Source organism: Rhodoflexus sp., assembly GCF_053489755.1.
On sequence record NZ_JBRCHD010000058.1, the window covers coordinates 1 to 15493 of the forward strand.

At 49.2% G+C, this 15493-nt stretch carries 16 protein-coding genes; 7 read left to right on the forward strand and 9 right to left on the reverse strand.

The features are described 5' to 3' along the window. Positions 1–243 (reverse strand): transposase (locus ACWIP2_RS12965; protein ID WP_448520365.1); only part of this gene is annotated, 243 nt, incomplete at its 3' end. A 495-nt stretch (positions 244–738) separates the two neighbouring features. Between ACWIP2_RS12965 and ACWIP2_RS12970 the strand changes: the two genes are divergently transcribed. From ACWIP2_RS12970 to ACWIP2_RS12980, 3 genes are read left to right on the forward strand one after another with little or no spacing between them, the layout of a single operon-like run. Then, positions 739–1227, forward strand: coding sequence for a hypothetical protein (locus tag ACWIP2_RS12970; RefSeq protein WP_448520366.1), 489 nt, complete (start codon positions 739–741; stop codon positions 1225–1227). Then, a complete protein-coding gene (locus ACWIP2_RS12975) occupies positions 1224–2336 on the forward strand; it encodes a hypothetical protein (protein WP_448520367.1) in 1113 nt (370 codons plus the stop codon). Before ACWIP2_RS12970 ends, ACWIP2_RS12975 begins: the two co-directional genes overlap by 4 nt. Then, the gene (locus tag ACWIP2_RS12980; protein ID WP_448520368.1) at positions 2333–2929 is read left to right on the forward strand and encodes an acyl carrier protein phosphodiesterase; all 597 of its coding nucleotides are present in this window, start codon (positions 2333–2335) and stop codon (positions 2927–2929) included. The genes ACWIP2_RS12975 and ACWIP2_RS12980 overlap by 4 nt, the downstream gene beginning before the upstream one ends. Here the strand turns inward: ACWIP2_RS12980 and arsB are convergent. From arsB to ACWIP2_RS13020, 8 genes are all read right to left on the reverse strand, one after another. After that, positions 2922–3971 (reverse strand): ACR3 family arsenite efflux transporter, encoded by a 1050-nt coding sequence (arsB, locus tag ACWIP2_RS12985; RefSeq protein ID WP_448520369.1) that lies wholly within the window; start codon positions 3969–3971, stop codon positions 2922–2924. The two genes, ACWIP2_RS12980 and arsB, sit on opposite strands and share 8 nt — an antisense overlap. Positions 3972–4063: 92 nt before the next feature. Then, positions 4064–4507 (reverse strand): DinB family protein, encoded by a 444-nt coding sequence (locus tag ACWIP2_RS12990; protein WP_448520370.1) that lies wholly within the window; start codon positions 4505–4507, stop codon positions 4064–4066. Beyond that, the gene (locus ACWIP2_RS12995) at positions 4504–5478 is read right to left on the reverse strand and encodes a permease (protein WP_448520371.1); all 975 of its coding nucleotides are present in this window, start codon (positions 5476–5478) and stop codon (positions 4504–4506) included. The genes ACWIP2_RS12990 and ACWIP2_RS12995 overlap by 4 nt, the downstream gene beginning before the upstream one ends. 17 nt (positions 5479–5495) lie before the next feature. Then, entirely contained in the window at positions 5496–5729 is a 234-nt protein-coding gene (locus ACWIP2_RS13000; protein ID WP_448520372.1) for a thioredoxin family protein, read from the reverse strand. 76 nt (positions 5730–5805) lie between these two features. Next, positions 5806–6501: a protein-tyrosine-phosphatase gene (locus tag ACWIP2_RS13005; RefSeq protein WP_448520373.1), complete on the reverse strand. Its 696-nt coding sequence runs from the start codon at positions 6499–6501 to the stop codon at positions 5806–5808. A 7-nt stretch (positions 6502–6508) separates the two neighbouring features. Further along, entirely contained in the window at positions 6509–6841 is a 333-nt protein-coding gene (locus ACWIP2_RS13010) for an ArsR/SmtB family transcription factor (RefSeq protein WP_448520374.1), read from the reverse strand. A 42-nt stretch (positions 6842–6883) separates the two neighbouring features. Next, the gene (locus ACWIP2_RS13015; RefSeq protein WP_448520375.1) at positions 6884–9517 is read right to left on the reverse strand and encodes a DUF5686 family protein; all 2634 of its coding nucleotides are present in this window, start codon (positions 9515–9517) and stop codon (positions 6884–6886) included. A gap of 87 nt (positions 9518–9604) precedes the next feature. Further along, positions 9605–10873 (reverse strand): ABC transporter permease, encoded by a 1269-nt coding sequence (locus tag ACWIP2_RS13020; RefSeq protein WP_448520376.1) that lies wholly within the window; start codon positions 10871–10873, stop codon positions 9605–9607. A 74-nt stretch (positions 10874–10947) separates the two neighbouring features. Here ACWIP2_RS13020 and ACWIP2_RS13025 point away from each other — a divergent pair, with 74 nt between their 5' ends. The 4 genes from ACWIP2_RS13025 to ACWIP2_RS13040 all read left to right on the forward strand — a co-directional run bounded on the left by ACWIP2_RS13025 (position 10948) and on the right by ACWIP2_RS13040 (position 15492). After that, positions 10948–12156, forward strand: a complete 1209-nt coding sequence (locus ACWIP2_RS13025; protein WP_448520377.1) for an exo-beta-N-acetylmuramidase NamZ family protein — start codon at positions 10948–10950, stop codon at positions 12154–12156. Further along, positions 12140–13243 carry a type IX secretion system protein PorQ gene (gene porQ, locus ACWIP2_RS13030; RefSeq protein WP_448520378.1) on the forward strand — a complete coding sequence of 368 codons (1104 nt, stop codon included), beginning with the start codon at positions 12140–12142 and terminating at the stop codon, positions 13241–13243. The genes ACWIP2_RS13025 and porQ overlap by 17 nt, the downstream gene beginning before the upstream one ends. A gap of 167 nt (positions 13244–13410) precedes the next feature. Continuing rightward, positions 13411–14073, forward strand: coding sequence for a lysophospholipid acyltransferase family protein (locus tag ACWIP2_RS13035; protein ID WP_448520379.1), 663 nt, complete (start codon positions 13411–13413; stop codon positions 14071–14073). Between the two features lie 48 nt (positions 14074–14121). Then, a complete protein-coding gene (locus ACWIP2_RS13040; RefSeq protein ID WP_448520380.1) occupies positions 14122–15492 on the forward strand; it encodes a dipeptidase in 1371 nt (456 codons plus the stop codon). The last annotated feature ends 1 nt before the right edge of the window (position 15493 follow it).

Consider the following 15493-nt stretch of genomic DNA (forward strand, 5'->3'; position numbering starts at 1 on the left):
AGAACCATCGATGAAACATTCCCTTACATCTATTTGTCCACGATCTAATAGATCCTGAGCCAGGCTGTGAAGCACCATATCCATCGCCCCTTCTCTTACCCATTGCTGATAGCGGCGATGGCAGGTTTGATAGGGCGGATATCTGTCCGGCAAATCTTTCCATGCTGCACCTGTTCGCAGCACCCAAAGAATCCCGCCAGAGTACTTCTCTGGCATCTCTGCGTGGACGACCAGTACCCGCATAAGGTTGCTCAAAGACAACCGACACGCGCTCCCACTGCATATCTGTTAAATCCATAGATAATCAAATAAAGCTCACTTCTATAACATATATACGCAAAATTGAGTTTTGAGATAGCTTCTAATACCATTTCAATGCTACCAATATGTAGGGGCTGTCCAAGAAGGCTGAATGTAGCACAAAGTTCAGTTTACATATATTTGATTATCAAGTGATTAATAAATCAAAGACTAAAGTCCGTGTTACTTTTGGACAGCCTCTGTATATACGCAACCCCATTGTGGATACCCCAAAAAAGTGCGACGAGGGAAGATTTTAGAGTTGCGAGTACCTCGCACTCGACAAGGTAATTTTTATTCATTATTTTGTTAGGTTTGTTGAAGGATTAGAAAAAGGATGTCGGAGGATAGCGTTTAGTTCATATGGGGCAGGCTTAACCTGCGAGATCCGAAAGGATTATCAATAAAATAAATGAGTAGCTTTGTATAAAAGGAAAAATGCTGTACACACTTGTTAGGATATTACTGTTGTTAATTTTGCCTGCGTGGAAACAGTCTGCTGCCCTGCGGGTAGATCGGGCAGTGATGGTAGTGAGCGAACAGCGTTACGATTGCGCACCCGAACAGGTGCTTAGTTTACCTCCTGCTCCGGCAGGGGTGCGTACCCAATCTGTGCGTTTCGAATTGGATTTTATCCTTAGTGAGCAAGAGTGGTTGCGCTTGCAGGGCAGCCGCCGTATGCCTATAATTTTCAAATGGTTTCGCTTCAGCGGAGCGCGGATGTTCATTACCAGTGTCATGCAAGACAGCAACGCCAACAGCAGCAACAACTTCAGCCGCAACCCTAATGGTACGATCACTTACCGGACGCAAACCGCCCACGAACGCATAACCTCCGGCAGCTGGGTTATTACCCCTGTGTATGCCGACAATACACCGATTATTATTAACGGAAGAGAATTGTCTTACCAGTTTCGCGTACCATGAGCACGACCTACTCCAATAAACCCGTTTCTAGCCCCGAATATACCAGCTATCCCGATCCGTTGCGACAAGCAATTGAAGACGTCATGCTGATTTTATCTTATGCAGCCGAACGCGGCATTGAAGTCCCGCCCGAAGTTACGCAACAACTCATACAGGCAAAGTACTTAAACAAGTCGGGCGAGTGGACACCTGAAGCAGAGGCGCAATTCTGGAACGGTTACAATGCGATCAGTCAGATTATCCGCCCCGTAACAACAGACAGCCTTAGGGCTGCAACCGATACGCTGCAACCCAGCTATTTCCTGTTTCGGCTGCTGGGTGTCAAGGTGTACCGCAGCGCTTCACAAGCGCAGAACGCCGTCCGTCGTTATACATGGATGGGGCTGTTCTGGGTAGTGCTTATGCTGGTGATCCAGATTTATTCGCTCATTGGCAATACGCTGATGAATAATATCTCGGCAATCAATCAAAAAATGGAATTGATCGAAGACGATATAGCCAAACTCAACATGCTTTCGGGTGAAAATGTGATCCTGCAAATCACCCAAAATACGACCAAATTAGACGAACTGTCCTCCGATTTGCAAAGCAGCGTAGAGTTGTTGTCCAACTGGCTCACGCCCATCAATGCGCTGATCCTACGCGACAAATATTACAAAAAAGAGATGCTCAAGGAAGAGAAAATCAAAACGCTGACAGAGCCGGAGCGCATCAGCCTGATGAAAAAAGTGCAGCAAGTAGCTCAGTACCCTTTGCTAATTGCAAGTTTGTATATCCTGCCGCTGCTGTATGGGCTGCTGGGCGCTTTTGCGTTTGTACTGCGCAAACTTACCGAAGACACGCGCCAGATGGTATATACCAAAGAAAGCGATCTGAAGTATGTTCTGCGTATCCATTTGGGCGCAATGGCAGGGCTTGCGGTCGGCTTGTTCTTTGTACCGGAAGATACCTCCATCACCTTGCCCATATCGCTTTCACCGCTGGCGGTTGCCTTTCTGACAGGCTACAGCGTCGAGTTTTTCTTTTCTGCCTTAGACAGAATCATCAACATGGTGAGCAAAAACAGCGAAAACCGCCTCAATGAAGAAGCAAGCTACAAGCGGGCATGAATTTTCTGGCACACATGGCGCTGGCAGCCCCCGACGAGGGTTTGCTGGTTGGTAATTTCATAGCCGACCATGTGAAGGGCAATCGCTGGCAAGCATTTGCGCCGCCCGTACAGGCAGGCATTTTGCTCCACCGTGCTATTGACCACTTCGCCGACACACACCCGCTGACGAGGCAGAGTGCACAACGACTCCGTCCGCGCTACCGCCACTATGCAGGCGTACTGGTAGATATTTTCTACGATCACTTTCTGGCTGCTTCTTGGGAGCGCTACATGGCTCTACCGCTGCCTGCATTTTCGCAAGGAATATACGCACTGATGCAAAGGAATCATGAACTGCTGCCGCCAACCTCGCGGCTGTTTTTGCAATATGCAGCCGAGCGCGATATTCTGGCAGCCTATGCCGAGATAGATGTCATAGGGCGCGTGTTGCAAGGTATGGCGCGGCGCATTGCAAGACCTTCGGGCATCGAAACCGGAACCGAAGAACTACAAGCCCACTACTACAACTTTGCAGCAGAGTTCTCCCAATTTTGGGAGGAAATTGTCGCCTTCGTGGCTGAAAAGAAAAGTAACCTGCCGGATGTTAAATAGGCTTCTTTGCAAAGCCTTTTTCCCACTTCAGAGCAACATTGACCAACAAAATCAGTACAGGAACTTCTATCAGCGGACCGACGACACAAGCAAAGGCCTGCCCCGATTGGATTCCGAAGACAGCAACAGCTACGGCAATGCCCAGTTCAAAATTATTACCCGCCGCCGTAAATGCCAGCGAGGCGCTTTTGGCATAGTCTGCGCCCGCTTTTTTGGCAAGCCAAAAAGCTGTGAAAAACATGATGACAAAGTAAAAAGTCAGCGGAACAGCGATGCGCAACACGTCCAGCGGAATATCCACAATCATTTGTCCTTTGAGGCTGAACATAATCAGGATAGTAAACAACAGCGCCACCAGCGTTATCGGACTGATTTTGGGCAGAAATACGCGCTGATACCACTCTTTGCCTTTCATGCGCGTTAGCCAATAGCGCGTCAGCATTCCGGCAAAAAACGGGATTCCGAGGTAAATCAGTACGCTGACGGCAATATCGCCAATGCCGATATTGACTACCGCGCCTTCAAAACCAAATACCGGCAGCAGCAGCGTAATAAAAACGTAGGCATAAACGCTGTAAAAAAGCACCTGAAAAATACTGTTGAAAGCGACTAGCCCCGCCACATATTCATTGTCGCCTTTGGCAAGATCGTTCCATACGATTACCATGGCAATACAGCGAGCAATGCCAATCATAATCAGCCCAATCACATAGTCGGGTTTGTCAGGAAGGAAAATCACCGCCAGCCCAAACATCAGCAGCGGCCCGATGATCCAGTTTTGCACAAGGGAAAGCCCCAGAATCCGCCGATTGCGGAACACCGTAGGCAGTTCTTCGTACTTCACCTTTGCCAGCGGCGGATACATCATCAGAATCAGCCCTACGGCAATCGGGATATTGGTCGTTCCTACCTGAAATTGATTGAGAAAATTTTCAGTTTGCGGAAAAAAGTAGCCGATAGCCACACCTGCAAACATGGCAAGAAAGATCCATGCGGTCAGGTAGCGGTCTAAAAACGACAGTTGTTTTTTGTTAGCGTTCACGATTTTTTTTGAATTGGTTGAATGAATGACAAAGCAGTTGTACAGCATGTAGCACGCCCTTTAGGGTGTGTAAAAAGCCTATGTTACAGATTTCATGCGCCGTATTTCAGCGCCAGCGCCAGTTGTCCGGCGTGATAGGCGGTATGCGAAACGATTCGCCCCAACGCTTCGGCTTTGGTCTTGGTTCCAAATTCAGGGGTGGTGATGGCGCTGTCCCAGTCGGCGGTTGCCAGAATGGCTGCCTGCAACTGCTCAAACGCTGTTTGCTGATAGGCGAGCAGGTCGGCAAGGTCAGTCCATTGGCCTGTGTCGCGCTTGTCTATCACAGTACGCGCAACTACCTGTATATCAGTTTTTTTAAATACATTTTTAGCAAAAAGCAATTCTACGTCCGCAATGTGGCGAATCAGAAAACCCACGCTATTGGGGCTTGCGCCGAGTTTTTTGGACAAGTCCTGCGCGGTTAGTTGTTGCAACTGATTGGAAAAACGCGTGCGGGCTTCCTGCCAAAGCGCATGATAGTGAGAAGTGTTCATAAAACCAAATTGAATAAGTAGCCTGAAAAGATGATGCAAACCGTAACTACCCCAAAGAAAATAGCGATAAGTTTTGCTGACATGACTTTTTTGAGCAAGGTGGCTTCGGGAATGGACAGCCCTACTACGCCCATCATAAAGGCGATGGCTGTGCCTAAGGGAATGCCTTTTTGTACCAGTACCTGCACAATTGGCAGTACGCCCGCCGCATTGCTGTACATCGGAACAGCTAAGATAACGGCGATGGGCACGGCCAGCGGGTTATCGCGGCTGATGTATTGCTCAAAAAATCCGGTGGGGATGAAGCCGTGCATGAGCGCCCCAATACCGATGCCGATAATGACGTACCAGAAAACACTTTTAACAATTCCCCATGATTCGTTGGCAATAGTGGGCAAGCGCTGCATGAAAGATTGCTCTTCTACTTCCAGCACATCTTCTGCCTTTGCCTTAGACAGTATGCCCTGCACCCATTCGGAAAGGTATTTTTCCAGCCCCATTTTGCCGAGCAGCAGCCCGCCGATGGCGCCAAGTAAAATACCGCTGCCGGCATAAATCAGCGTGCTTTTCAGCCCGAACATGCCGATAAACATGGCTATTGCCACCTCATTGACCAGAGGCGAGGTAATCAGAAAGGCAAAAGTTACGCCTAAGGGAATGCCGCCTTTGACAAAACCGATGAATAAAGGCACAGACGAGCAGGAGCAAAACGGCGTAATTGCGCCAAAAGTAGCGGCAAGCAAATATTCCAATCCATAGAGCTTGTGTCGCGATAAAAAATTGCGGATGCGGTCAATCGGGAAATAAGAATTGACAATACCCATCAAAAAAGTTATCAGAAAAAGCAGCAGCAGAATTTTCAGCGTATCGTACACAAAGAAGTTCAGGGAACTGCCCAAGTGAGAATCTTTGGCAATTCCCAACGCTTGATAGACCAACCAGTCAGCAAATTGTTGAATCAGGTCAAACATGGCGATACTTTTAAATATTACGCCAACAGTTGTTTGACTTCTTCCACAGTGGCTACCCTGCCTTTGATTTTAACTTCCTCATCTACTACCAAAACGGGTGTAGTGAGTACGTCATACTTCATAATTTCCTGAATGTCTTCCACTTTGATGACTTCGGCAGCGATGCCGCTTTGTGCAATAGCTTCGCGCACATTGGCTTCTGTGGCTTTACATTTGCCACAACCAGAACCCAGAATCTTGATTGTTTTCATGTTAAAAAATTTTGTTTGGTGTCGGAATATAAAAAATTATTGTGCTTTCAAGGCCTGTTGCAGGTATCACCGCTGTTTATTTTTTCAGCGAGGCAAAAACATAGAGCAATTCCCGCGCAATTAGGCGGCAGGTGGCATCGTAAGTAGCTGATTCTTCGGGGCTTCCGTCGGATTTCTTGGGGTCTTCGTAGCCGTGATAGATGCGCTCTGTCGCGCCGCGCACCATCGGGCAGGCTTCGTCGGCTTGCGAACAAACCAGCACGGCGGCATAGTCCTTTTGCGGATTGGCAGCATCGTCGTACACCTTAGAGAACAAGCGCAGCGGAGCTTGTGCATCGGCAAAAGTTACGGTGTAAATCGGGTTGGTCGGGCTGATGGCGCCATCTGTAGCTGTCTGAAAACCTGCGCGTTGCAAAGCGGCTATGGTGCGCTCGTTGCAGGCGGTTGTTTCCGTTCCGCCCGAATAGGTTGCTAATTTTTCGGGGGGGATGCCGTAGTACGTACCCGCTACTTTTGCCCATACCTGCCCAAACTGGCTGCGGCGCGAATTGTGCGTACAAATGAAAGTCAGGCGGATTGTTTCTTCCGCATCAACTCGTGCCTTTACATAATCGGCGATTTTTTGTAAGTTTTCTTTGCGTTCATCGCTGATTTGGTCAAATTCGGCTTCAACACTTTTGCAATAATCTTGCAAGGCAGGCAATAATTTTTGTGCAGCAGCAGGCATAATGGTTACAAGCATAAGAAAAAGGATGAGAGAAATATTTTTCATGTCGCAATCAACAGTTACAATTTAGGTCGGTAGCCGTAGTTTCATTAAATAGTTGCTCGAAATACCCGCACACCTCCTGCCACTTTTCCACATTGAGACAGTAGTTCACATTTAGCCCGGAAATCTCGCCTCTAATAAGTCCACTCTCTTTGAGTTCCTGCAAATGCTGGCTTACAGTAGAGCGACCGAGCGGCAACTCTTGTGCAATATCTCCTGAAATGCACTGCTTTTTTTCTGCCAACAGGCGGATAATCGCCACCCGCGCAGGGTGCGATAACAGCCGCGCATATTGCGCAATGAGCTGTAAATCAGCGGAAAATTCTTGGGTTTTGGCTTGCATCATATTTCGTATGCCGTAAACATACGAAATAATTTTGATTTCCTAAAATCCGATACCGATGCGGAAGGCATTGCCAAGGGATTGCTCGCGTTGCAGCACCATCACATAATCCACGCGCAGGATTTTGAAGATTTTTTCAATGCCAACGGTTAGTTCGGCGTATTCGCGCAGTTGGTCGGTGTAAAGTACGTGCAGCCCGACCACCTCCTGCCAGCGTAGTTTTTTCAGCAGCGGTATTTTATTGAATAAAAAGCCGTTGAAATGATGCTCGGCGTGTCCTTCAAAGAACCTGCCCGAAGTGCTGTACGCATAGTAAGGCAGTGCGCGGAAACTACGCAGCCCCGAAGGATTGAAAATCGTTTGGGTGGTATTGAAATGTTTGAAGTCTATGAATTGCAAGTTACTGTTATTCAGGAAAGTACCTGCCGAAAGATCGTACGCAAAGCTGCCAAGCATACCCATGTTAAGCTCGTCTTCCACCGACAGGCGCAGGTAGTCAAAATCTACTCCGCCCATACCTTTGCGGTAGGCAAGCGTAAAAGTCGGGTACTTAGAGCCTAAGAAAATGCGGCGGTTCGGGAAGTTGCGGTACTGGCTGCCGGGCTGGTAGCGCACCCGCATACTGATAATAAATGCGTTGTGCGCCTCAAACGAAGGGTTGTTGTTTAGTGAATTTTGCGGGTCGTTGCTTGTAAATTCGCGATTGGCAAGGTCGCGCTGCAAGAAGGTGGGCAGTGTCTCGGCATTGGTCAGCGGGCTGCGGCGCTCCCACTGCACCGATGCGAGCAGGTTCAGTCCGCGAGCCGCCTGTATGCCACTCTGCACAGTGCCATAGGCTTTTTCATACAATTTCATAAAATTCTGTTCCGCAAACAGCGTGTAGGCGGTGTTGTGGGTAAACGGAATCGCATCGGGATTGAATTGCGTAATGCGGTTGCCTGCCTCTGCAAGCACATAGAACCTGTTAGTGGAATTGAAGCGGTGCGAAACCCCAAGACTGCCGTAGGGTCGTTGCAGCGTAAAACCGTAGTGCAGGTTGCTAAAAACGGAAGTATTGCGCGTGCGGGCGCTGTCGTAGCGGTTCATGCGCACATTGAGATCAAGCGCCCAGCCCTCCACAGTGTTGAACTGGATGCCATTGATAGGCGCAGAAATATCAAAATTCAGCCGCTTGGACGATTTATTGTAGCGATAGCCCGTCAGCACATCAACTAATTTGAACTTATTGCGAATATTATCTACCGAATCTTTGTAAATGACCGATTCTACAACCTGTTGGATGCTGTCTTTGAGCATATAGTCCGTGCGCTCCTCTTCAGTGAGCGGTACGGGGCGCACCTGCTCCCAGTAGCTCGTATCGGATAGGTTGGCTTCTTTTTCTACTTTGATCAATTCGCCATTGAAAAAATTCTTGTCATATGGCTGGTCAAGTATCGTAACTGCCACTGCCGTACTGTCCGTAGCGGCGGCGAGCTGTGCAGGCTGCTTTGTCTGCTGACGAGCAACCGGCGGCGATTTTTTGCGCTGTTGCGGGCGCGGAGTAGCTTTGTTAGTTACTACTGTCTGCTGTTGCGCTGTTGGCTGGGTTGTGGTTTTTGTATAATATTTTGACGGCAGGACATAGGAAGAAAACACACCCGTATAGCTACCTGTAAACTTAACTTTGATGCCAAGCACTTCAATACCGCCGCCGCCTTCAATCACCTGCGAGCCGAGCATCCAGACCTGATCGCTGACGGGAATGTACTGCTGACGGATGCGGAGCGTATCTATAAAGTCCACGCCTGCATCTTTGGTGATGTAGAGGTCGGTGCTGTGGATGCGCCAAGTGCTGTCCTGAATGTAGATGTATCCGCTGAAAAGCGGTGCGCCTTTCGCACGCGGGACAACCTGTATCTTATTGACTGTTACGCCTTTGTCTTTGTATTCGCCAATGTATTTGAAGCGGTAATGCACCAATGAAGTCGCGGCAATCGGCGAAATGAAATTGCGATCGGCAAAACTTTCAATAGAGTTTTCGTAGAAGTTGAACTTAAAAGCCATCGCGCTGTTCCAGCTAAACCCGCGATTGTTGCCGCTGACTTTGGAGGAAAGCATCACCTCTTTTTGCTTGTTGGGAGCCTGAAAATAGTAGCGCGAAAGCGATTCGGAAAGGTAAATAATGCCCGAGCGGTTCTTGTCCAAGCCGGGCAGGATGATGTCGCGCCCCAGAATTTTCTTGGGTGCGTTTACAATGCGCTGCAAACCTTTGATATAGACCTGACACTCAAACCTATCCACCTGATTGAGGTAAAATTTGCGGTTGCGCTGCGCCGCCCTGATGATAGCATAGGCGGGGTCTTCGTCTTTGCTGCTAACCTGTACTTCTCTCAGCACGACGGGTTGCGGCTTCATCTGTACGTCTAAGGTCAGCGTTTGTCCTTTGCGGGTATCTACTTCGCGGGTTTCGGTCTGGTAGCCCAGATAGCGGAAAACGATGCGTTTTTTGCCTTCGCCCGTTTCCAGAAAATACTCGCCCTCAGAATTGGTCGTTGTGCCGTTGGTAGTACCCTCCTCAAAAACAGTTAGGTAGGGCATCGGCTGGTTTTGCTCGTCGGTAACGCGCCCGCGTATTTTTTGTGCCTGTGCCATAGCAGCCAACAGACTCAACAGAACAGGCAGCACAAGGTGTTTCATGGATGATTGAGGAGATGCTGACAATAAAAAACTGATTAGGACTTAAAGATGTTGCGCGTGCAGCAAAGGTTGCTGCTGGTTGCGTATTTAGTTGAACCGAATAGCCTTCACAGGCGTAATGCGGGTAATAAGCATGGTCGGCAGGAGGAGCGTTACCCCTACTACCAGCGCCGTCAGCACATTGACTATCGCAAAAGCCTCCCATTCCCAACGAATCGGCACGGTATCCATGTAGTAGTTTTCAGGATCTAAGGGGATCAGCCTGAAATAATATTGCAGCGCGGCCAACCCAAGAGCAATCAAGTTGCCCCAAAGCAGTCCGCGTCCAAGAATGCGCAAACCTTTCAGGAAGAAAATACTCCTGATTTGCTTGTTGGCAGCCCCCATTGCTTTAAGTAAGCCGATCATTTGGGTGCGCTCCATCATCAGGATAATCAGAATTGAAATGGTATTAAAAGCCGCTACAGCCAATATGATGCTCAGCAATACAGTAACGTTGCGATTGAGCAGCAGAAACCAATCAAAAAAATGCACATACCTGCTGTCGACCGTCTCCATTTGCATCTTGTAGTCCATTGCCTCATAGACTTTCTCTGCCGCCTGCATGAGTTGATTAAAATCGCGCACATAAACCTCGTAGCCGCCTGTGAGCGTATCGCCCCAGCGGTTGAGTTGCTGCACCATGCGGTTATCTGCCAGCACCATCAGTTCGTCAAATTCCTCTAATCCGGTTTGGTAAATGCCGCAGACCGTCAGCCTCCGCGCACGGGGCGGTTCTTGGATGAAATAGGCAGTCAGCCGATCGCCAACCTTCAGCCTGAGTCTATCGGCAATGCGCTTGCTCAGGATCAAGTCGGAGGAGTGCGCTGCCGTATCGGGGAATTGCAAAAACCTGCCACTGATCAGATTTTTGGCAAAATAGCTGCTGTCCGATCGAAAGTCAATGCCTTTAATAAGCACGCCCATCACCTCCTCGTCGGTTTTGAGCAAGGCTGATTTTTGGCTAAAAAACTCTACGCGACTCAACTCTTTGATTTGCGGGGCTTTTTGCATGAACCGCGTATTGAGCGGCAGCGGCGAACCTTCGGGCGAAGCATTGCCGTCGAACTTGGTCAGGCGAATATGTCCTGCAAGGCTGAATATTTTTTCCTGAATCTCGTGCTTGAATCCCTCAAAAATCATAAAAGACAGGATCATGGCAGCAACGCCTATGCCTATGCTCGCGACGGCGATCTGCGCTACTAATGCCGAAAAACTGCCTTTCTGGCTGTTATCCTGCAAGCGCGAAGCGATCAACCATGCAAATGCTGCTGTCTTTTTTTTCCCCTGAATCATCAATCCCGAAAAATCGTTCAATTCACTACCTTTGAAGGAACGGCAATTTAACGCCGCTTTGTTTCATGTCCAATTTTTCTCCGATGCTTCTGTTGATGAAACCTCTCCTGCGCATGTGCCTAATAGCGTTTATATGGCTGTCTATGATTGCCTGCGGAACGGCACAACCCACTGCCAATCAGCACGATAAGGATCAAAATCAAAGTACGACGATCGTAGTAGGCGCAGCCCGTTTCGATCAGTACCTGCCCGCCCTGCAAGGCAAAAGGGTTGCACTAACAGTTAATCATACGGCAACCATCGGTACGACGCATATCGTAGATACGCTGTTGGTGCAAAAAGCTAATATTGTCAAAATATTTGCCCCTGAACACGGCTTTCGCGGCACGGCAGATGCAGGCGAAAAAGTTGATAACGAAAAAGATAAGCGCACTGGGCTACCCGTTATTTCCCTCTATGGCAAACGCAACAAACCACTCCCCGAAGACCTGAAGGATGTGGATGTCGTTATTTTTGATATTCAGGATGTAGGGGCGCGGTTTTACACCTATATTAATACGATGCACCTGCTCATGGAAGCCTGCGCCGAGCAAGACAAAGACCTGATTATTCTGGATCGCCCCAACCCCAACGGTTGGTACGTAGATGGGCCGCTATTGGACATGCAGTACAAGTCTTTTGTTGGGATGCAGCCCATACCGATTGTGCATGGGCTAACCGTAGGCGAATTGGCGCAGATGATTAACGGCGAGGGCTGGCTGGCTAACGGCGTCCAATGCCGCATGCAGGTAGTTACCTGCTCCAACTACGACCACACCAAGCGCTATTCGCTGCCGGTGCGCCCATCACCAAACCTGCCCAACGACCGTGCGATTGCCCTTTATCCAAGTTTGTGCCTGTTTGAAGGAACGATTGTCAGCGTAGGGCGCGGCACCGAAGCTCCGTTTCAGATGATCGGCTTCCCTGAAAATCCCGATAGAACGTACAGCTTTACACCACGCAGCGCCGAAGGCGCGAAAAATCCACCCTACAAAGACATCACTTGCTACGGCATTGACTACCGCACAATGGATATCAGCAATTTTGGCTTCACACTCCAACCGCTCATGGAAATGTATCGGCTTGCCCCGCAAAAAGACAAGTTTTTCATTCCTTTCTTTGAAAAACTGGCAGGCACGGGCGAACTCCGCAAGCAGATTGCCGCAGGCATGAGCGAAGATGCGATCCGCGCCACTTGGGCAAGCGATCTGACAGCCTATAAAGCCATGCGCAAAAAATATTTACTCTATGCGGATTTTGAGTAGTAATTGTCGGTACGTAGATACCGACAGATGGCGTAGTCATATCTTCGTCCTAATTGTCCTGCTGCCGTTTTATGCCCAAGCACAGACTGGCGGAGGGCAAAGTTTTAGCTTTTTGCAACTGCCGCCCAATGCCCGTACAGTAGCGCAGGGTGGCGTACAGGTAGCCTCCGTTGGTGCCGATCCTTCGCTGTGGCTGAGCAACCCCGCGCTCAATACCGACTCGGCAAACCATCAGGCGGCTTTGCAGTTCCAATCGCTTTCCGGGCAGGCGCTGCATACTTCGCTGGCCTATGTGCTGCCCCTGCGCAAACATCAACGGCTGGGAATCGGCTTGCAATACATTGGCTACGGACAGTTTGAGGGCTTCGATGCTACAGGAGCGGCTACGGGCAATTTTACGGCTGCCGAATACGTACTCTCGCTGAACTATGCGCACACCATTGCCCCCTTTACGCTGGGCGCTACGCTCAAAGTGGCAGGCTCGTCTATCGCCACATTTAATTCTACCGCCGTATTGGCGGATGCAGGCGCACTCTTCCAGCACCCCAGACAAGACTTTCGCGTTGGGCTGACCGTGCGCAACCTTGGCTTTGCCGTAAGCAATTATACCGATGCTTCGGACTGGAAAATGCCCTTCGACGCACAATTAGGAGTGAGTTTCAAGCCCGAAAAAATGCCCTTGCGATTTTCGCTGACCGCTTGGCAATTAGCCCCAAGTGGCGATATTGTTTACAATGACCCTACGCGTTTTGCAGGTTTTGATGCCAACGGCAATCCGCTTACCTACACAACCACCGGACTCCAAAAACTGACGCGCCGCTTGGTTGCAGGCGGAGAATTGGTTTTGCACCCCAACTTCCAACTACGGACAGGCTACAACGTGCTGCACAGGCAAGAACTCGGCTTGCGACAAAGACGCGCCCTCAGCGGATTTTCCTTTGGCATGTTCCTGAAAATCAAAACAATAGAGTTTAACTACAGCTATCAGGTGCGGCATGTAGCGGGTGGCATCAGCGCCTTTGGAATCGTGGCAGATATGCGTCGCCTGCAGCCCAAAACCCGCAAAAGGAGCATGGTTAGCGACTGATCAGATTAGCAAAAAAACTGCACAGCATTGCGCACCCTATTGCTGCAACCATATATTTGCGAGCGAATTGTCAGGATTGTTTTGTTATGACACTTAAAAAAATCATCGCATGGCTGATCTGGCCATTTTTTGTAACTGTATTTTTCATCTTACTACTAATTTTTCATGTGATACAAGTACTTGCCCGTACCTTTGGAGGCTATGAAGCCCACAAAAAATCAGTGGACTGTTTGCTTGCTGCGCTGCTGTGGCAACTGCGGATCATGCTGGGTACGCGCATCACGCTCGACCTGCCCTACGAACTACCCACCGACCGTCCGCTGATTGTTGTCAGCAACCACCAAAGCATGTACGATATTCCTATGCTGGGGCTTTTATTTGCCCGACATCATCCCAAATATGTTTCCAAAGTAGAGTTGTCGAAGGGCATTCCGAGTATTTCGTATAACCTGCGGCACGGCGGCTCGGTTTGTATTGATCGGAAAGATCCGCGGCAGTCTCTCCCCGCGCTGAAGCAGTTTGGCGAATATTTGGAGGCCAATCGGTATGCAGGCTGCATTTTCGCTGAAGGTACGCGCTCGCGCGATGGGCTGATGAAACCCTTCAAATCACAAGGACTAAGCATTTTGTTGAAGACCATGCCAAGCGCACTCGTAATTCCTGTAGCCATAGAAGGCTCATGGGAACTAGCCCGCTACGGTTTCAAACCTATTCCGATAGGTGTACACTTGCGCTGTACAGTGCTGCCACCCATCGAACGCAGCGGAAAAACAAACGAAGAGATCGTTCAAGAAACCGAGCAAGCCGTACGCAACTTTCTGAGACAATAGTTTTTTTGAGACAGAAAAAGTTAATTTTGTAGCCCCATACAATACATTATGCAACAAACGCAAGCATATATACGGGTAAATAAACAACGTTTTCTGGACGAGCTTTTTGACCTGATTCGCATACCTTCCGTCAGTACTAATCCCGATCATCAACCAGATCTGCAACGTGCAGCAACATTTATCAAAGATCGCCTGATCGAAGCGGGTGTAGATAAAGTAGAAATATGCCCAACCGATCGCCATCCGATCGTGTATGCCGAAAAGATAATTGATCCCAAATTGCCTACTGTATTGGTTTACGGACACTACGACGTACAGCCTGCCGACCCGATAGAGCTTTGGGATTCGCCTCCGTTTGAGCCAACCATCAAAGACGGCAAGATCTACGCTCGCGGCGCTTGCGACGACAAAGGTCAGATGTTTATGCACATCAAGGCTTTTGATGCGATGATGAAAGCAGGCGAACTGCCCTGCAACGTCAAGTTCATGATTGAAGGCGAGGAGGAAATCGGCTCTGAAAATCTGCCGACTTTCATTAAAAACAACGCTGAAAGACTTGCTGCGGACGTAGTTCTCATTTCCGATACTTCGATGATTGCCAACGATGTGCCTTCTATTACGGTAGGTCTGCGCGGCATTTCATACGTAGAAGTAGAGCTGACAGGCCCCAATCGCGATTTGCATTCGGGTACTTACGGCGGTGGAGTAGTCAATCCAATCAATGCGCTGTGCGAAATGATTGCCAAGCTCAAGGACGACAAAGGGCGTATCACTATTCCCGGATTCTATGATAAGGTGGTGGAACTGAGCGCCGCAGAACGCGCAGCAATAGCAGCAGCACCCTTCGATCTGGAAACCTATAAAGCCGATTTGGGTATTGCAGACGTAGCGGGCGAGGAAGGTTACACCACATTGGAGCGCGTATCGATTCGTCCTACGCTGGACGTAAACGGTATTTGGGGCGGCTACACAGGCAAAGGTGCTAAAACAGTGATTGCATCTAAGGCATATGCCAAAATTTCGATGCGCTTGGTGCCTAATCAGCGTTCAGCAGAAATCAGCAAACTGTTCGCCGATTATTTTACCTCTCTGGCACCCAAAGGAACTAAAGTGGCAGTAGCGTTTCACCACGGCGGCGAGCCTATCGTAATACCTACAGACTCGGTAGCATACAAAGCTGCCGAACTTGCCATGGAGCAGACTTTCGGCAAAAAGCCAATCCCTCAGCACAACGGCGGCAGCATTCCGATTGTGCAGTTGTTCAAGAGTATGCTCGGCGTAAACTCCGTACTGCTGGGCTTCGGCTTGGACTCAGACGCGATCCACTCGCCCAACGAACATTTCGGGCTTTTCAATTACTACAAAGGCATCGAAACGATCCCTTATTTCTACCAGCATTTTGCAGCCCTGAGCCGATAGG